Genomic DNA, 18,477 nt, shown 5'->3' with positions numbered 1-18,477 from the left:
CGTTAGTGGTTAGTCGTTAGATCAAGTCCGGTTAATCACTTACTAAATAGTTCCTGTTTTGGAAATGGGCAATCGGTAATTGATAATCGTCAACTACCAAGTACCAATTACCAAGTACCAATTCCCCGAGAAGAGATATGATAATTAGTCAAACCCATTGGGTATAATCGGTAATTTTTCCGTAATTATGAATTCAAACTTACGAATTATAAGTGTTCTTACGGTTGAGTTGTGGTTCTGTTATTTGATGAACTTAAAATAGGGCATACATACTAACTAATACCAATTTAATTTATTCGAGCTACAGATGCTGAACAGGTGTAGGTTATTCGGTTAGTCGGTTAGCCGGTGCTCGGGTTATCTTCTGAACCTTGGCCTTTCGGCCACGCTACGCGAACAACCTACCCTACAAGGGACCCTATCCGGCGAACAAGCAAATTAATGTGTAGCAATAGTTTTTTAAATTGGCATAATCGATTGTAATCCATGGACAATTGTAAACTGTAATATAACAACAATTTAAAATTAATTTACTAGTTATTTTTAAAAAAATTTATTGCTTTTCTTAATAGTTATAATTTCCAAGCTTCACCATCATAACCTACCAGATTAATCAAACAAATATATGCAAAAATACTCTGAATATAGTATTTTATTTGATAAACAAATTCAGCCAATACCACTCAAATTAGAACTAAACAAAGAAAAGGTAAAACTGGGCAAGACGCTTTTTCATGACCCCCAACTGTCACAGGATAACACTATCTCCTGTGCTAGCTGCCACAATCTAAATACCGGTGGTACAGACCAAATAGTGCGTTCAATTGGGATCAAGAATAGGATTGGCTTGATTAATGCACCCACAGTCTTCAAAATCTGATCAGCAATGCCATTAAATTTCAAGCACCAGGGAAATCCCCCCAAGTCAAGGTTTCAGTAAAGCCCGTAGACAACAGTGATGTTTGTGGTGGGGAAGACAGGGGGATGCTCGAATCCAGGGACAGTGAGCATGGGATATTGCCAGAGGTAGGAAGAGTTTCTAGTATCAATGCAACTGGGTTTCAGGAGAATGGGCGGAATAGTTTGGAGCATGGTGGTAACTACTGGCTGTTTGGGGTGCATGACAATGGCATTGGCATGGAACCCGATCAGCGATCGCATATCTTTGAAATATTTAAGCGTCTGCACAGCAATAAAGACTATCCTGGCACTGGTATTGGTCTAGCCACCTGCAAGAAGATTGTGGAAAATCACGGGGGACAGATTGGGGTAGAGTCTGAGCCTGGAGTCGGAAGTACGTTTTACTTTACGCTTCCTGCACAACACTGAACACTAAGCATTGAACACTAAGCTTTGCAATCATCTTATTATTCCAAGGCGAGTAACAAGGGGATTAACATGGCAAGAACACAACTTGGTATAAGCAACCCCCAGAAATTATGGCGTTGCGTCAGTCTTTGAATGAATAGGAGTAGAGTGGGCATCCTGCCCGCCCCAAAATAAGCATGAAACTGGCAAGATGCCAGTTCCACCAAGATGCCTATTCCACCTCACTCTTAAAATCATTCCATTATTAAGGAACCCCCGGAAATTATCGGTATTTAATCGAATATGATACTATAGGAAAAACTTTTTCCTGATCGGTGTAATAGCTTGTAGGAAACGGTATCGCCTTAAAATTTTAAAGCTCTCTAATCCCCTTTCTATAAAAGAAATTAGAGAGCTGATTATGGCGTCATGGCTAATCGTTAATTGGACGACCATTACCCATTACCAAAAGCGAATAAAAATTTGTGGCAGACACCCTGGAGAATTCGAATCAGTTTGATTCCATGGTATTCATACATGGTATTCATAGCTTGGTAGTTCGCCAACCGGAGCAGTTAAACCTCAAAAAACCTTAGATAAAAACTAATGGAATCAGGTATTACAATTTTCAGTTTTGGACTGTTTATAGTAATTTTTTTGTGGATTGGGGCTCTAGCTGCTAAATCTTCCGATAATACAGAATCAGACTACTTACTTGGCTCACGCTCTTTTGGGAAAGTCTTTGTCGGTCTGAGTGCTGGCGCAACGGGAAACAGTGGATGGATTATGATCGGAGCCGTGGGAATGGCTTACTCCATCGGAGTTTCTGCTCTGCTGATGGTAATTGCCTGGTTTTTAGGTGATTTAACCTTTTGGACTTTTTTTCCTGATAAAATTAACCAGATGTCCAGAGAGCAAAACTCCCAAACTATTCCGGAATTCCTAGGCTTTACAGTCAAAAAACCTCAAGGCAGACGAATAATCACCTTGATTGTTGCTGTGATCACTGTTGTATTTATTGGAGCCTATACTGCCGCACAATTTGCTGCAGCTGCCAAGACCCTTGATGTATTTTTTGGAGTTGACCCTACGATTGGAGCTTTGATCGCAGCAGCTTCGATTCTAGTCTACTGCGTAACGGGAGGACAAGCCTTGCCCTTCTAAGCTACACAACAGTTTAATCCCTTTTTAGTCGGTATTGTGTTGGCTGGTGTTTTTTCTATCATTGCCTCTACAGCAGATTCCCAACTTCTGGTTTGTTCCAGTGCCATCGCTAGAGATATTTCCCCGGGTTTGCATCGGAGGATGTCCCGGAAATATGGCGTGAAATACGAGCAATTCATGACCTTAGTGGTGGGAATACTCGCTGTAATTGCGGCGATTTCTATTTCCTCCACAGTGTTTTCGTTGGTTCTTTTTGCTAGTGGATCTGTGGCCAGTTCCCTCGGTCCAGCCATGCTGATTATCTTATTGAAAAGGCGCACTCATTATTTAGCCTTGAACTCTATGATGTTGGCGGGATTGAGTACTGCTATCCTCTGGCGAGTTTTAGGATTTAATAACATCCTATCCGAAGTTTGTCCAGGCTTTATTGTAGCCGTGTTGGTGCATGAGGTGTTAATGAAGAGTGTTTTCAAATCCAAGGGTCATACTATTGGTGAGGGGTTAAGGAAATAAGGTTTAAATTAGGTGGGTAAATTGGTAATTGAAAATTAACGAACAACCAATTCGGACAAAACATATAGGAGATAATAATAGTTAAATCTAATCGGGTGCATCTCAGTTTTGCCTAATTTCCATCATTGAGATGCACCCAAACCTAATCGAGCTGGCTGCTGAAGTTATGCACATACAGCGGTTTTAAATTCAGTTAGGTACAAAGTTCTAGGTTTTTAGGGAGCAGGGAGCAGGGAGCAGGGAGCAGGGAGCAGGGAGCAGGGAGCAGGGAGCAGGGAGCAGGGAAGTGGGAAAACAATCCTGTGTACCTGATAGTTATGCAAACCGCCCTAGATCATTTGATTTGGCGATCCCATGAGGTCAGCCTAGTCGAGGACAGGATTAAAATAGCATAACTTAAGTAAAGTTTAGTAGTACAACACCCAGTGGGCTACCGAAGATTTAATAATTATTAAAGAAATAAAATTTTCAAAAAGCACTAAAATAGTCATAAATAGGGAAAGAATACGATGTTTACAAATGTACTCCCAAAACCAACCCTAGAGTTGGAGTATCCGCCCAAAGACCTTTTTGAAGCGATTGAAGACCTTAAACAAGAATTAAACGCAGTTATTCTGGCTCACTATTACCAAGAGCCAGATATTCAAGATATTGCTGACTATCTCGGCGATTCTCTAGGTCTTTCTCAACAAGCGGCGGCTACAGATGCAGATGTTATCGTCTTTGCTGGGGTTCACTTTATGGCAGAAACTGCCAAAATCCTTAACCCCAATAAATTGGTACTACTCCCCGATTTAAACGCAGGTTGCTCCCTAGCTGACAGTTGCCCTCCCCAAGAATTTGCCGCCTTCAAAGCAGACCATCCTGACCATCTAGTGGTATCTTACATTAATTGCTCCGCTGAAATTAAGGCGATGAGCGATATCATTTGCACCAGTTCTAACTCAGTTAAGATCGTCAACCAAATTCCGGAAGACCAGCCGATTATTTTTGCTCCAGATAAGAACTTAGGTCGCTATGTCATGGAGCAAACCGGACGGGAGTTAGTCCTGTGGGAGGGGAGTTGTATTGTCCATGAAACCTTTTCTGAGAAAAAGATCGTGGAACTCACAATACAGCATCCTGAAGCGGAGTTTATTGCCCATCCAGAATGCGAACCCCCTCTATTGCGTCATGCCAGTTACATTGGTTCCACAACAGGTTTATTAAAGTATATCCAGCAAAGTTCAACGGAAGAATTTATCGTGGCTACTGAGCCAGGAATTATTCACCAAATGCAAAAGAGGGCACCCCAGAAAAATTTCATCCCTGCTCCAGGTATGGATAGCAATTGTGCCTGTAACGAATGCCCTCACATGCGGCTCAATACTTTGGAGAAGCTGTATCTAGCCATGAAGCAGAAAACACCAGAAATTACTATGCCCGAGGACATCCGAGTAGCCGCCTTGCGACCAATTCAACGGATGTTGGAGTTATCAGTGTAGTGCTGTACTGCCCCTGAGCAGCTTGACACAATTACTTGACAAAAATATCCTTTATAAGTTATATTGGAGCGTTTATAAGCAATTTGTGTTGTTAAAACTAAGAACTGCTTAGGAATTAATCACAGATTAGTGAAATATGACCTATCGTGCAAGAGTTTAAATCATCCCCTGACGAGTCTTTCCCATCTGCCAACACTCCCTCCCAATTTGACATCATAGTGGTGGGCAGTGGTGCGGCTGGGCTATATGCAGCCCTTTGTCTACCTGCTCATTTGCAGGTAGGTTTAATTACCAAAGACACTCTGAAAACAGGCTCTAGCAACTGGGCCCAAGGAGGGATTGCGGCGGCGATTGACCCATCAGATTCCCCAGAGCTTCACCTAGAGGATACCCTGCGAGCGGGTGTTGGTCTTTGCGATCGCGAGGCGGTAACGTTTCTGGTAGAAAATGCCTCTGCTGCCATTGACTCTCTAGTCAAGATGGGGGTAGCCTTTGACCGCAAAGGCAAAAAGCTAGCCATGACCCTAGAAGCAGCTCACTCTCGTCCCCGCGTCCTCCATTCGGCAGACACCACAGGTCGAGCAATTGTAGATACGCTCACTGCCAAAGTTTTAGAGCGTCCCAATATTAAGGTGCTTTCTCACGCAGTGGCTTTGAGTTTATGGCTCAATCCAGCAACTGGTCATTGTCAGGGGATTAGCCTCCTCTATCAAGGTCAGATATCTTGGCTAAAAGCCTCTGCGGTAATCCTAGCCACAGGTGGTGGCGGTCAAGTTTTTGCCCAGACCACTAACCCAGCCGTAAGTACAGGAGATGGAGTAGCACTGGCTTGGCGGGCTGGCGCAATTGTCAGAGATTTGGAGTTTTTCCAATTTCATCCCACAGCTTTAACCAAACCAGGGGCACCTCGCTTTTTGATTACAGAAGCTGTCCGGGGAGAGGGGGCACATTTAGTAGATCACAAAGGCGATCGCTTTGCTTTTAATTACCACCCAGCCGGGGAGTTGGCTCCTAGAGATGTGGTAAGTCGGGCAATTTTTAGTCACTTAGAAAAAACCTCCGGCGATCCTAGCCACGCCCATGTTTATTTAGACTTGCAACCCATTGAGCCAGAGCGAATTCGCTATCGTTTCCCCAATATTATTAACGTATGTCAACATTGGGGCATTGATATCTTAAAGCAGCCCATTCCCGTTGCACCTGCTGCCCATTACTGGATGGGAGGAGTGGCTTGCGATCTGACCAGTTGCACTTCAATTCCAGGGCTATATGCCATTGGCGAAACGGCTAGTACAGGGGTTCATGGTGCCAATCGCTTAGCGAGTAATTCCTTATTGGAATGCTTGGTTTTTGCGGCTCAATTAGCTGAGATTCAAACAGCTCCTAATCCAGTTCTGGCGGAATCCCTACCCTTTATAAAAGAGAAAGGTGACTGGGAAAGGGACATCGAGAAGATAGCCTCAGTAAGGCAAAGTTTGCCCTCCCTGATGTGGCAAAGTGCAGGAATTTGTCGCTCCCAGGAAGTTTTAGAGTCAGCCCTTGCCCAAGTTAATTCTTGGCGCTCTGAATTGGCTGGCTTAGAAGTGAGTCAATACCTGCTTGATTTACTGCCCAACCAAACCGTTAAATTTGAGTCACCATTAGCGGAGCAGCAATTGCGAACGGCTGCAGAAACATTCAATCTCCTGGATATCGCCCATTTAATTCTCAAAAGTGCAGCATTGCGTACTGAAAGTCGGGGCGGACATTACCGCAGGGATTATCCCCAAACTTCACCCAGTTGGCAAGTTCATACCTTAGTACAGGGGGAGCGTTGGTGGAAATCTGCACAACTTTCTCTAATGTTAGAATCCAAGGAAATAGCGGTATAAATAGCACTTATTAAAAAGCACTGATAACAGTGCAAACCTATCCCTCTTCTGTCAAACTGGGTATAACCCTGGCAATTTCTTTGGTTCTGTAACTCTTACACAACAAGGGATTGACCGTAGGTGACCCTACGCGAACGCAACATTATTTCCTAATAATAAATCAAAACTAGGCTCAAATCACTGAATCCTTGTTACCATAATGGTTGTGGCGATCGCTAGTTCCGACAGTGACAGAAGAGAGATAAATTTTATTCTAATGAAAGTTTTATGGGCGAATATATTAATTTATTTACTTTATTTCTAGGTCAGTCTACTCAAACTCCGCAGGCAGTTGCATCACAAGCTACACAGTCTACGCAATATAGTGCTATTGTTCCTGCTGTGACTGCTTTGATGGGTGTGTTTACTGGACTTATTGCGGCATGGAAAAACCAATCAGATGTGTATAAGGCTCGTCTTGACCAGTACACAAAAGGATTTGATAGAAATTTGGATAGTGTAAAAAAATCTTATGAAGCAGAAAAAAGAGCTCTTGAACTGGTATTAAAACAAAAAGAATTTGATATAAAACATCTCAAAAACAGAATCAAAAGAATGGAGAGTTTTTATGCTATAAACTTTGCAGATATAGACAAAGGAACTACTATCTTAGAAAAGCTTAAACTATTACTGAAATATATAGAAAATCGAGTCCGGGATAAGGATGATGCTTTAAGTGAAGAGGTAAAAAAGATGCAAGAATATCTGGAAATGGAAATTAAAGTGGGCTTAGTTGATAGCCAGAAGTTTCGTTTTGAAGCAGCGGATTGGCTAGACAGACAATGTGATTATTTAGTAACTTCAGTAGCAGAATATATCTTGGATAAGAGAACAGATGCACCTCCTGAGGAAGTTAAAAATAGTACAGATGAGGAAGTTAAAAAGGAAGTTAAAAAGAGTACAGAACAGTATTTAAAACGTTTAACTATAATGCTAGAATCAGGAAGGGGTATTGAATCTGATCGTTCTTTTAGGGAAGATACAAAGAGTGTATGTAGTAAAGAATATGTGGATGTACTCATATATATTAAGGACAGACTCATTGGCGGTCAAATAAGCCATTCTGCTTATAAGGAACTTCAAAATTGTATAGATTTATTGATCCCTATTATAAGAAAATAATAGCAGTATCTTTTGCTGACTAATATTGAAATAAGTTATTACAGTATTAATTAATGTAATAATTAATACTGTATAATAATACTAACATATATACCGAATCTAGTATGCCTAAAAACACACTTATTGCCCACTAATTATGATTAGTTTATAAAAGTTTTACATAGCAAGTTCGGTAAAGGGACAATAACTAACTTTCTAGATCATTCAAATATTTATAAATCTGGTTTTGGATTTCTTTTAGATTGTTGACACAGTTGATAGCTTGAGTTAATTCCTTGAATGTATCTTTTGTTGGTGACTTTCCTTTCTTTTTTTTGTATTTTTCCTCTAATCTATTTTTCTGTGATTCCAAGAAATCTTGAATCTCTGTTAAATAATTTTGTAAGTCTTGTGGTACTGGCATTTAAAATATCTCTCAGATTTAATTTAATATGTTTACTTAGTTACTTTTTCACAATACACAGTCAAATATCAGGATAACTTTCGTAAAGTTTTGATGAAGCAAAAAAGTATTTGTTAAAGTGAGAGTAACGTTGTTGGACTTGGAAAATTAGTAACAAAATAACCAGCCAGTAGGCTTTAAATCAATGCGAAATCTTAATTGATAATTTAACGCTGATTGAATAGAGATGGAGATTATGCAGCTTTAAAGTTTACAGTATCTAAGTCATAATTCCAGAGCCGTTTACTTTCAAAAATCAAGCTGATGCCAGAATACAGAGGGTGAATCTCAAAGTTGTAAATCTATAACTCAGGGAACAGGAGTTGTGTTTTAGCCTTCAATGGTCGTATTTTTGCAAAAGTGAGATGCCCCCGAATACATCCCTGCTCCCTGCTCCCTGCTCCCTGCTCCCTAAAACCCAGAAGTTTGTACCTCACCGAATTGAAAACCGCTGTAGCTTGGTTAATCGATCCAAAAAATAAAATCCTATTGACCCTAATCCCAATACTATTAGCGATCGCTCTTCAGAGCGCGCCAAAGGCGATTAGCCCGAAGGGCTACGCTACGCGATCGCACTGTAATATGAAGGTGGATGAGGTGTTTAAGGAGATATGCCAGCTAAAGACATTTACCACGAGTGTGTCAAAAATGCTCTCATTAAAGATGGTTGGACAATTACCGACGATCCCCTCAGTTTAAAATGGGGTAAGAAGGATATGTATGTTGACTTGGGAGCAGAGCAACTCTTAGCAGCCGAGAGAGCCGAACGCAAAATCGCTGTTGAAATTAAAAGTTTTCTGGGTCTATCGGAAATGAACGATCTTGAGAAAGCAATTGGTCAGTATATTGTATATCATGACGTTCTCGCCGAAGTTGAACCGGACCGAGAGCTTTATTTAGCCGTATCCCAAGAGGTTGCCAGTGGATTGTTTGAAGAACCTATTGGTGAGCTGTTGATAAAAAACAATCGAGTTCGTCTTTTGGTTTTTGATTCTGAAGCGGAGGATATTATTAGATGGACACTTTAGAGCGATACCGGCAGATTATTCAAAAAATTATCTCTGACTACGCACAAATTCCTTATTCTTATGGAGAAATTGAACGAAATAGCGTGTTTGATTCTAATCGCGATCGCTACCTATTAATGATAGTTGGTTGGGAGGGAGTACGTCAAGTTCACGGCTGTATCATTCATGTGGAAATTATCGATGGCAAAATCTGGATTCATCGGGATGGGACAGAGGATGGCATCGCTGGGGAACTCCTACAAGCAGGCATTCCTAAAGAGCGTATTGTTCTAGGCTTCAAATCACCAGGAGTCAGGAAGCACACAGGGTTTGCAGTTGCCTAAAGTCACCCTGTAATAAGTAATAAGTCAAGAAGAGGCTCTATCTAATTGATATAATTTAGAGTGATCGCTAATTCCCACAACTTTAAAGTAGAGGTCAACAATGGCAGCCAGAGATACCTTCCATGAAGCCGTAAAATCAGCTTTACAGAAGGACGGCTGGTGTATTACTCACGATCCTCTCTACATCAATTTTGCTGAAGTTGAAATTTACATCGATTTGGGTGCCGAAAGACTCATTGCAGCCGAAAAAGATGAAGCAAAAATAGCTGTTGAAATTAAAACCTTTCTCAAGCCTTCGGCAATTTCTGAATTCCATACGGTTTTGGGACAATTCCTTAATTATCGCTTTGCCCTCAAAGCAGAAGAACCAGATAGATTCTTGTATTTAGCTATTCCTCTTGAAATTTACGAGACCTTCTTTGCCCGTCGCTTCGTTCAACTTATTACCCAAGAGTATCAACTAAAATTGATTGTATTCGAGCCAACTAAGGAGGAAATTGTTCAATGGCAAAACTAGAGCAATATCGGCAATTCGTCAAAGAGATTCTAACCGAATACAGCAGCCACAAACCCGCTTATGGTGAGGTAGAAGTGGAATTAATCTTTGATACCGAAAGAGACCGCTACCAGCTTGTCCATGCCGGATGGAGTAATCGTCGCCGTATTTATGGTTCCACAATTCACATTGACCTTAAAGATAATAAGATTTGGATTCAAAATGATGGTACAGAAGTTGGGATTGCCAACGTCTTAGTTGAACGCGGTGTCCCTCACCAAGATATTGTTCTGGCCTATCATGCCCCTTACCTTAGGAAATTTACTGAATTCGCGGTAGGGTAAGAAATCATAACTTAGCTTTTTAAATTGTCGATACCAAGAATAACCAGGAGGTTTTGATGGTAACTTCTTTAACTACTCCCGATGCCACCTTAGCAGCAATTGAAGCCGCCTTACCCATTGACCCTCAGCCCTATACTATTGGCGATCGTCCCACCGGTTTGATCGTTGTGGATGTGCTCAATGGCTTTTGCACTGTTGGTTTTGGTCCTTTGGCTCCAACAGAACCAAATCAGCAAATAGCCACCATGGTATCAGAAAGCGATCGCCTAGCAAAAGCTTTCACCGCCAAAGGTTGGCCAGTCTTAGCTTTTCTAGATACCCACGAACCAGGCAAACCAGAACCTCCCTATCCTCCTCATTGTGAAAAAGGGTCTGGGGAAGAAAAGCTCGTTCCTGAACTGGAATGGCTAGAAACTCATCCCCACGCTACTTTAATTCAAAAAGACTGCATCAATGGTTTTATCGGTTCCATTGATGTAGATACTGGCAACAATAGTTTAATTAGCTGGATAAACCAGCACAAACTGGAAGCCTTAGTAGTCGTAGGAATCTGTACCGATATTTGCGTCATGGACTTCGTGGTTACTATGCTATCAGCACGCAATCATGATATGGTACCAACGTTAAAAGACATTACCGTTTATACCGAAGGCTGTTCCACCTTCGACCTCTCGGCAGAGATGGCAGCCCAGCAGGGTTTGCCAAAGACGGCAATTCATCCCCAGAAAATTGCTCATCACGTTGGTTTATACACTATGGCAGAGCGTGGAGCGTTCATTGCTTCTACAATTTTGATGTGACCAATCCCAAGTTCAAAACTAAGTAAAACTAACCTTTTTTTAACAGCCTTCATGTCTTTTTATCTTCTTCCTTTTAGCTTCTATGTTACCCCGTAAGTTTAAGTATAAATAACCATGCCCTCACCATTCCCTGGAATGAATCCCTATTTAGAAGATTCAGCCTATTGGTCAAGCGTACATCATTGGCTAATTACGGAAATTGCTCGCTTATTAAACCAACAGTTAGCCCCTAAATATGTAGTTGCGGTAGAAGTGCGAATCTACGAAACTAGTGGAGAAAAGTCCACGCTTATTGGTATTCCTGATAATGTCATTGCTAAAAGCTCTGAAAATACGATCAGATATCCCGAGTCTAATGTAGCTGTTGCAGTTCCTTCTACCGAACCTTTAACGATAGAACTTGCTCTGACAGAAACTATTAAGCAAGGATATCTAGAAGTTAGGAGAGTTGGTACCGGAAAAGTGGTTACGGCTATTGAAATTATTTCTCCTATCAATAAAAATGTAGGAGAAGGTCGGAAAAAATATGAAAACAAACGTCAGCTTATTTTAAATAGTAAAACAAATTTCGTAGAAATAGATTTACTACGTCAAGGTAATTCACTGATTAATTTAAATCAGAATATCGAGCGTGACTATCACATTTTAGTTAGTCCTAGTCATCAACGGCCTCAAGCCTATCTATATGCTTTTAACCTTCAAGATGTGATTCCTGTTTTTCCTTTACCTTTATGTCCAGAAGATCCAGAAATGCTTCTAGATTTACAAATGATTTTACATCAAGTTTATGACCAAGGGCGCTATGATTTAATGATTGACTACAAACAAAAAAATATTCCTGGTTTATCAAAAGCTGATACAATTTGGGTAGAAAAAATTTTAAAAAACAAGGATGAAGTTAATAAAACATTAAATTAAATGATTTATTGGATAACTTGAGATAATAACTCGTTAAACTAAAAACTAAAAAAAATAACCAGGTTTTTTGGTAAGACTTATGGCGATATTACCTCCCCCAATAGTGTTAGACCCTCTACTGCATCAATGGCTCAAAGAAGATATTGGTAGAGGCGATCGCACCACCCAAGGTTTGTTCACTCAAGAAGCTAGTTCTGGAAACGGACAATGGATCGCTAAGGAAGCAGGTGTAATCACGGGATTGCCAATAGCAGCGCGGGTGTTCTATTTATTAAATGAAAAGGTCAGCTTTATCCCGCTAGTAGCAGAAGGAGAAAGTTGTCAGCCAAGCCAAGCCATCGCTCGTTTTCACGGACCTTTTGATGCTTTGTTGATGGGAGAGAGGGTAGCTTTAAATCTAACTATGAGTCTGAGTGGCATTGCTACCCTAACCCGTCAGTATGCCGAAAAAATTGCTGATTTGCCTACTCAGTTGGTGGATACTCGCAAAACTACTCCAGGCTTAAGACTATTGCAAAAATATGCAACTCAAGTGGGAGGAGCCATTAACCATCGCATGGGGTTGGATGATGCGGTGATGATTAAGGATAATCATATTCAAGCCGCTGGGGGAATTGGGGAAGCGATCGCTCGAATTCGTAATACTATTCCCTATCCTATGACCATAGAAGTAGAGACAACAACTCTCGCGGAAGTAGAAGAGGCGATCGCCCACAATGCTGATCTTATCATGTTGGATAATATGCCAGTTGAGCAGATGGAGGTAGCAGTTAAGCTAATTCGTGTAAGCAACAACAACATTAAAATTGAGGCATCGGGTAATGTGACCTTAAAGACGATTCGTGCAGTGGCCGAAACAGGAGTAGATTACATCTCCAGCAGTGCTCCCATTACTCGCTCTAGTTGGTTGGATTTAAGTATGAGATTGGGGAGTTGAGATAAACAATAAATTGAAACGGGCAAGATGCCCGTTCCACCAAGATGCCCGTTCCACACAAGATGCCCGTTCCACACAGGGGAGCTGGGAACAGGGAACGGGAAATAACCAATTTCAATACACATCAGCTTACCAATTATAAAAAATATTCCTACAGATTAATAATCCCCCCATCTCCCCATCTCCCCATCTCCCCATCTCCCCATCTCCCCATCTCCCCATCTCCCCATCTCCCCATCTCCCCATCATCATCCCTAGCAGGCATAAATAAAATTGGTATCAGGGTTAAGGAATTGGCACAAATTCATACTCCAAGCTAGAACTATTACTTGGTTCAATTGTCACCAATTTGACCGGTTGATAGCGATCGCCTGATGGAAAAAAACGAATCGGAGCAGCAGCACCTCTAGCAAAGAAGTTCGGTGCTGAAAGTTCTTGTTGAACTCCGGTGCGAGTAGGATTACGTCTAATCCCAGCACTTAAGGCTTGCACAGCATCATAAGCCATGGCTGTGCGCCAGTTAACATCAATACCCCAAAGCTGATAAGCGGTTTTGGGAAATTCAGAACCAGGCTTGGCTAGGGGATGCCAGGGTAATGCTACTACCATACCTTCAGCATCTTTACCTGCTACTGTCAATGTCTTGGTACTGTAAACTTGATTTCCCGCCAAAATCACTAATTGTTGACCCAAGCTATTGCGGTGTTTGCTATTGAGCTGAACCACATTTAGTACCTGATCAAGGCTGCTAGAATCAGCACCTAACATCAGCACTTGAGCACCACGATTAATCGCTTGTTTAAAGCTTTTAGCAGCACTAAAATTTTGATCAGACACGTCAAACTCACTAACTACTCGTCCTCCTTTCAAGAAGACAGCGGTTACAAACTCTGATTTAAGAGACTGACTAGACTCACTTTGAGAATTGTAGAAAACAGCAACATTATGCTGCTTGAGGTCTTGCACCATGTGTTTAGCTAATGCTCTACCTGCCAGGAAATCATTCGGGACAGTACGAAAAACAAAGTCGCTAATTCCTGATAACTTTACTGAGGTACTAATGGGAGAAATTGTTACCAATTTACCGGATTCATAACTATCTGCTGTCGCTTGGGTCACCTTACTTGTGAAATTACCAACAACTGCCAAAATCTCTGGATTACTCACCAACTTTGATGCTAATTTTTTTGCCACCTTTGGATTATTATCATCATTAGCGATCAGTACTTTGAGAGGAATACCTTTAATTCCACCAGCTTGATTGATTTCCTGTTGAGCTTGAGCCACACCCCGAAGTATATCTTTGGCAGTATTTAAGTCATCACTAATGGACACAACAGCAGCAATGGTGTGAGAGGGTTTGTCCCTAATACGAGCGTTATTAAGGTAGATGAGAGCTTCTGGATCATCAGCGTGGAGGTCTAAGGATTCGGTGAATTTAACCACTGCCTCGTCGTAATTAACAGCAGTAACCGCTTCTACTCCTAGCTGTTTTTCCAGTGTTGTTGAATCAGAAAATAAAATATGGTCTCCCCTACTAAGGTAATTTGGTATGCTTGCTTTCTCTGAAGATGTATTTTTCGATACCAGCATAGATAAGGGAGATGTGGTCACTTTAAACCACCACAGACACCCAGATACCAAAGCTAAGGAGATCATCAATGATAGCCCAAGAAGCTTAGTTTCGTTGTTCTGATACATACGCTAGTGCTAATTTTTATACAGGCAAACCCTGTTGATTACCCGGACTAATGCTTAATACTAATTTGTTTTGTAATCTTTCAAGGTAATTGATGAGTGGAATGGTTGATGGTTAACCGTTGACAATTGAAGGTCAACGAAAAACCATCAACGGTGGTTCACATAGTGACCCTGTAGAATACAACTGAATACAACTGAATACAACTGAATACAATTAAATACAACTAGTTAACAAAAGCCCTTGTTGGATACTCCTGATTAGGGAAATAACTTAGCTAAATAACTTAGCTAAATAACTTAGCTAAATAACTTATGGTACAAGATTTGACCACTGATCAGGTGACAAAATGGCAAAAATATTGATCAGTTATTCCAAAATTGGGCAACGCTCTTATTTCTATATTGCCCGGTTTCTACTTGCTAGGAATCGGCACAAAGTCATAACCAAAGCTGGAACGATTACCTGCTTCAATCTTGACAAGCTGGACAGCCTGGTTGCGATCGCCTGATGGTAAAAACCGAATTTTGCTGGATACTCCTTGGGGCTGAAAACCTGATCCGGATAGGGCTTTTTGTACACCGGAACGGCTTGGCTGCTGTTTGAGGGCTGCGATTAAAGCTTGAGTAGCATCGTAAGTTAAGGCAGTGCGCCAGTTCACATCTGAACCCCATAATTTCGTGGCGGCTTGGGGAAAGGGGGAATTTGGAGCGCCCAAAATATGCCAGGGGACTGCCAACACCATACGACGCGCATCCTTAGCACCGATTTGCAAGGTCTTGGGTTTGTAAAGACTATCCCCTGCTAGCATGGGTAAACGTCCATCATTGACCTGCACGACTAGTAACGCTTGGTTAAGGGTGGCGGAATTGGGAGCTAAGATCAACACTTCTGCACCGTTGTCGATCGCCTGTTTGACATCAACACCAGCATTAAAGTTAGGTTTAGCAAAGTCAAACTCTGCCACTACCTCGCCACCATCAGCAAACAAGGCAGTGGTAAATGCATCGGCAAGAGATTGGCTGTAGTTGCTCTGGGAATTAAAAAAGACAGCTGCTTTGCGTACATTTAATTGATTGAGCATGTAGCGAGACAGGGCGCTACCAAAAAAGCGATCGCTAGGGATAGTCCTAAAGACATAATTACCCAGTCTTGAAATAGTTACTGAGGTACTAGTCGGAGAAATCACCACCAACTGATTCTCTTGATAAACCTCTGCGGCTGCCAGGGTGACCTCACTGCTAAAATGACCAATAACCCCCAAAACATCTGGATTATCCACAAAAGCTTTAGCTATTTTTTTAGCAACCTTGGTATCATTGTCATCATTAGCAATTAGCACCTTTAAGGGTACATTATTAATACCACCCGTAGCATTGATTTCCTGTTGGGCTTGGGCAACACCCCGTAACATTTCTTTGGCTGCATTTACCTCTACACCAATAGGTATTGAGATCGCAATTGTATAAGACTTAGATGTACCGATCCGAGCATTATTGAGGTAAATCACAGCTTCTGGATCGTTTTTCTTAGCTTTGAGCGATGCCTCCAGTAAGGAAGCCGCTTTACCATAATTCCCAGAAGCAAATGCTTTGACTGCTGCCTGTTTGGCTGGTGTTACCTCTGTTGATATTAAGGTTCTATCTCCGGCACTAAGGTGCTCTGCGATGATTATCTCAGGCTTAATGTTTGTAGTTTTTGGAGTTACCTTAGCCCTAGGTTCATCTTCCTCCGTTTCCTCCGGAAATGGCAGTGTGATTATCTGACTTTTCTGAAGCCACCATAAGCCTCCCAACACCATAGCTACCGTAATCACCATCGATAGCAAAAGAACACTCGTTTCGTTTTTCATCGGACATAAGTTCCGTTGTCAGTTACCCTGCATCATTCCATTAATCAGCAACGCCCCTGCTATAGTATTCGAGATAACAGTTGATATACCAGCCGGAAAAGTGCCGTCAGAGCGATCGCTGCTGCTGCTGCTAGAACTGATATTATGATAACTAACTGGATTGACTGCTGGACTCGCAACACCGGGAAAAGTATCAACAGTGCCAAGCTGATGCCTCCTATAATCACTAGGTCAATTTTTTCAATAAACCTGCGATATTGAGCATAAATTAGCCCTCCCAAACTCATTCCCCATAAAAGCATACCGAGTGGGTTGGAGGAGACCAGCGTAGCAAAAGCAGTTGCCGCAAGGAATAATAAAGCTCCCTCAAATCCAGTAAAAGCAGCCGCCCCTAGTACCTCAAGTAGAGAGAATTTTGCTCTAAGGGGTTTGGATAGGGGTGAGTGGGTTTGTGGTTGCCTGGTGTGGGGCCGGGAGGGTGGGGATACTGGTAGAACTGATCCGTGACGGGGTTGAGGGGTTGTCTGAGCAATGTTTAAACTATTTATGGCATCAAGAACCTCCTGAGCAGACTGAAAGCGTTGATTGGGCATTGGCATAAGTAGTCGATTGAAAATACTCTCAAGTTCATTGCTGATTTGGATATAACTTCTCCAGTTCCATTCATGGGTAACAGGTTCGTAGAGTTCATTAGGTTCTCTGCCAGTCATCAAAACCATCACAGTCACTGCCAGAGCATACAAATCCGTTGAAGGGTAAATTTGAGAACCGGTCATTTGCTCCGGTGGTGCAAATCCGATGGAATAAATACCAGTAGACCTCGCCGCTGTTGTTCCTGGGTTTACCTGTTGCTTAACTGCACCAAAGTCTAATAGATAGAGAAGCCCATTGCGATCGCGCATAATATTGGAAGGCTTGATATCGCGATGAATGGAGCCATTGTCATGGACAAATTGGAGGACTTTGAGAATTTCTGTTAACACTTCTATGGCTTTGGCTTCAGAGAATGCTCCTAAGGTGTTGAGTTCTTCCTCCAAGTTTTGTCCATCAATATATTCCTGTACCAGATAGAAAAACTGGTCTTGTTTACCCGGTTTCCGACTCGGCACCGTCAACGGAAAGTAGGCATACAAATCGGGGATTTGGGGGTGACGCCTGCCCAATTTCTCTAAAACCGTTGCCTCCCGCTCAAACAATCTGTGGGCAGTTTGTAGTTCCCTCTGGCTAATTCTCCCAGACGGTTGGAACTGCTTAACGACACATTGACGCAAGGTAGGGGTATAGCGATCGCGTGCTAGAAATGCCGCTCCAAATCCTCCTTTGCGCAGCAGCTGGGAGGGAATGTAGCGACTTGCTACAATCAGGGGCATGCCGCAGCTATTACAATACCTTTGCTCCGTGGTGGTTAGAGTGGTTCTGTTATCTAGATCATCAAAGTAATTATGGGGATTTGGGCAGCCAGGACGGGTGCAGAAAATTTCCATGTTTTACAGGATCACTACGAAAGACAAGGCGCTACCAGCTGACAAGCTCTAGCAAGTCACTGCTTGTTGTGTTTATTTTAGTCGTTAGATATTAGTGAACTCACGCCATTTTGAAGAAGCCCCTGGAATTTTCTGCATTACTGATCAGATCTTCTCGTAGGCAGCGGAATAAATCTCTTGACACTCCCCATGCCTAGAAGGCAGGGGATTCTTGGCTCACAGACCCGTCTTGCTCAACCAGGCCGGAACCAGGAAGAGTAGAGGACAGATCTCCCCAAGCGTTTTGATAAGTTCCCGTGTGCCCCACGGTACCCAAGGCTCTGGTTAGGATATTTTTAGCAGCATTGTGTTCGCGAAGCGGTTCCGAAGGAACATCACGATCCAGCCGACACCCGCATTTACAGGCATGGGTTCTAGTCGATAAAGATTTCTTGACCACTTCACCACAGCTGGAACAATTTTGGCTTGTGTAGCCTGGATTAACTGCGACAGTTATCCGACCAAACTTTTGGCCGAAATACTCTAACCACTATTAAACTAAGCCGGTGAGTCGCCTCACCGACTCGTCTTCAGAACCGGACGTGACATTTTCACATCATCCGGCTCCTCATCAAACGGAACCACTGACATTGGTACCTCTAGAACGGATTTTC

The 18,477-nt window shown here is 42.2% G+C and carries 19 protein-coding genes and 2 pseudogenes; 15 read left to right on the top strand and 6 right to left on the bottom strand.

The features are described from left to right. Nucleotides 1-625: 625 nt before the first annotated feature. Nucleotides 626-880: a cytochrome-c peroxidase gene (locus F6K53_RS45740; RefSeq protein ID WP_364300761.1), complete on the top strand. Its 255-nt coding sequence runs from the start codon at nucleotides 626-628 to the stop codon at nucleotides 878-880. Nucleotides 881-984: 104 nt separating this feature from the next. Next, nucleotides 985-1,329, top strand: coding sequence for an ATP-binding protein (locus F6K53_RS09410; protein ID WP_293064190.1), 345 nt, complete (start codon nucleotides 985-987; stop codon nucleotides 1,327-1,329). A 38-nt stretch (nucleotides 1,330-1,367) separates the two neighbouring features. Here F6K53_RS09410 and F6K53_RS09405 read toward each other — a convergent pair whose 3' ends face one another. Continuing rightward, the gene (locus tag F6K53_RS09405) at nucleotides 1,368-1,535 is read right to left on the bottom strand and encodes a hypothetical protein (RefSeq protein ID WP_293064188.1); all 168 of its coding nucleotides are present in this window, start codon (nucleotides 1,533-1,535) and stop codon (nucleotides 1,368-1,370) included. Between the two features lie 379 nt (nucleotides 1,536-1,914). On the opposite strand from F6K53_RS09405, the gene F6K53_RS09400 reads away from it, so the two are divergent. The 5 genes and pseudogenes from F6K53_RS09400 to F6K53_RS09380 all read left to right on the top strand — a co-directional run bounded on the left by F6K53_RS09400 (nucleotide 1,915) and on the right by F6K53_RS09380 (nucleotide 7,501). Then, nucleotides 1,915-2,472 carry a hypothetical protein gene (locus tag F6K53_RS09400; RefSeq protein ID WP_293064187.1) on the top strand — a complete coding sequence of 186 codons (558 nt, stop codon included), beginning with the start codon at nucleotides 1,915-1,917 and terminating at the stop codon, nucleotides 2,470-2,472. Nucleotides 2,473-2,496: 24 nt separating this feature from the next. Beyond that, nucleotides 2,497-2,985 (top strand): annotated as a pseudogene (locus F6K53_RS09395) (hypothetical protein); the annotation flags it as partial. A gap of 509 nt (nucleotides 2,986-3,494) precedes the next feature. Then, the gene (gene nadA, locus F6K53_RS09390; protein ID WP_293064185.1) at nucleotides 3,495-4,469 is read left to right on the top strand and encodes a quinolinate synthase NadA; all 975 of its coding nucleotides are present in this window, start codon (nucleotides 3,495-3,497) and stop codon (nucleotides 4,467-4,469) included. A gap of 146 nt (nucleotides 4,470-4,615) precedes the next feature. Beyond that, complete coding sequence (gene nadB, locus F6K53_RS09385; protein ID WP_075903785.1) at nucleotides 4,616-6,340, top strand: L-aspartate oxidase; 1,725 nt, start codon at nucleotides 4,616-4,618, stop codon at nucleotides 6,338-6,340. Between the two features lie 267 nt (nucleotides 6,341-6,607). Continuing rightward, complete coding sequence (locus F6K53_RS09380) at nucleotides 6,608-7,501, top strand: hypothetical protein (protein WP_293064182.1); 894 nt, start codon at nucleotides 6,608-6,610, stop codon at nucleotides 7,499-7,501. 187 nt (nucleotides 7,502-7,688) lie between these two features. Here F6K53_RS09380 and F6K53_RS09375 read toward each other — a convergent pair whose 3' ends face one another. Further along, nucleotides 7,689-7,904, bottom strand: a complete 216-nt coding sequence (locus F6K53_RS09375; protein WP_293064180.1) for a hypothetical protein — start codon at nucleotides 7,902-7,904, stop codon at nucleotides 7,689-7,691. Nucleotides 7,905-8,303: 399 nt separating this feature from the next. Between F6K53_RS09375 and F6K53_RS09370 the strand changes: the two genes are divergently transcribed. The 8 genes from F6K53_RS09370 to nadC all read left to right on the top strand — a co-directional run bounded on the left by F6K53_RS09370 (nucleotide 8,304) and on the right by nadC (nucleotide 12,789). Further along, complete coding sequence (locus F6K53_RS09370) at nucleotides 8,304-8,642, top strand: hypothetical protein (RefSeq protein ID WP_293064178.1); 339 nt, start codon at nucleotides 8,304-8,306, stop codon at nucleotides 8,640-8,642. After that, a complete protein-coding gene (locus tag F6K53_RS09365; RefSeq protein ID WP_293064175.1) occupies nucleotides 8,555-8,971 on the top strand; it encodes a XisH family protein in 417 nt (138 codons plus the stop codon). Before F6K53_RS09370 ends, F6K53_RS09365 begins: the two co-directional genes overlap by 88 nt. Beyond that, the gene (locus F6K53_RS09360; protein ID WP_293017614.1) at nucleotides 8,959-9,294 is read left to right on the top strand and encodes a XisI protein; all 336 of its coding nucleotides are present in this window, start codon (nucleotides 8,959-8,961) and stop codon (nucleotides 9,292-9,294) included. Before F6K53_RS09365 ends, F6K53_RS09360 begins: the two co-directional genes overlap by 13 nt. Nucleotides 9,295-9,394: 100 nt before the next feature. Continuing rightward, nucleotides 9,395-9,811, top strand: a complete 417-nt coding sequence (locus F6K53_RS09355; RefSeq protein WP_075903793.1) for a XisH family protein — start codon at nucleotides 9,395-9,397, stop codon at nucleotides 9,809-9,811. Then, nucleotides 9,799-10,134, top strand: a complete 336-nt coding sequence (locus F6K53_RS09350; RefSeq protein WP_075903795.1) for a XisI protein — start codon at nucleotides 9,799-9,801, stop codon at nucleotides 10,132-10,134. The genes F6K53_RS09355 and F6K53_RS09350 overlap by 13 nt, the downstream gene beginning before the upstream one ends. A gap of 56 nt (nucleotides 10,135-10,190) precedes the next feature. Further along, nucleotides 10,191-10,934 carry an isochorismatase family protein gene (locus F6K53_RS09345; RefSeq protein ID WP_293017618.1) on the top strand — a complete coding sequence of 248 codons (744 nt, stop codon included), beginning with the start codon at nucleotides 10,191-10,193 and terminating at the stop codon, nucleotides 10,932-10,934. 114 nt (nucleotides 10,935-11,048) lie between these two features. Beyond that, a complete protein-coding gene (locus F6K53_RS09340) occupies nucleotides 11,049-11,852 on the top strand; it encodes a DUF4058 family protein (protein ID WP_293064171.1) in 804 nt (267 codons plus the stop codon). A gap of 79 nt (nucleotides 11,853-11,931) precedes the next feature. Beyond that, nucleotides 11,932-12,789: a carboxylating nicotinate-nucleotide diphosphorylase gene (nadC, locus tag F6K53_RS09335; protein ID WP_293064168.1), complete on the top strand. Its 858-nt coding sequence runs from the start codon at nucleotides 11,932-11,934 to the stop codon at nucleotides 12,787-12,789. 285 nt (nucleotides 12,790-13,074) lie between these two features. Here the strand turns inward: nadC and F6K53_RS09330 are convergent, their stop codons facing one another. The 4 genes and pseudogenes from F6K53_RS09330 to F6K53_RS09315 form a co-directional block, all read right to left on the bottom strand. Next, entirely contained in the window at nucleotides 13,075-14,490 is a 1,416-nt protein-coding gene (locus tag F6K53_RS09330) for an ABC transporter substrate-binding protein (protein ID WP_075903803.1), read from the bottom strand. Between the two features lie 413 nt (nucleotides 14,491-14,903). Next, a complete protein-coding gene (locus tag F6K53_RS09325; protein WP_293064163.1) occupies nucleotides 14,904-16,340 on the bottom strand; it encodes an ABC transporter substrate-binding protein in 1,437 nt (478 codons plus the stop codon). Nucleotides 16,341-16,399: 59 nt separating this feature from the next. After that, the gene (locus F6K53_RS09320) at nucleotides 16,400-17,824 is read right to left on the bottom strand and encodes a serine/threonine-protein kinase (RefSeq protein WP_293064161.1); all 1,425 of its coding nucleotides are present in this window, start codon (nucleotides 17,822-17,824) and stop codon (nucleotides 16,400-16,402) included. Nucleotides 17,825-18,017: 193 nt separating this feature from the next. Then, nucleotides 18,018-18,353, bottom strand: a pseudogene (locus F6K53_RS09315) (transposase); the annotation flags it as partial. Nucleotides 18,354-18,477 lie beyond the last annotated feature (124 nt).

This window comes from Moorena sp. SIO4A1, from assembly GCF_010672065.1.
Taxonomy (GTDB): domain Bacteria; phylum Cyanobacteriota; class Cyanobacteriia; order Cyanobacteriales; family Coleofasciculaceae; genus Moorena.
The sequence above is the reverse complement of the archived record's forward strand: the minus strand, read 5'-3'. Positions and strand labels throughout refer to the sequence as shown.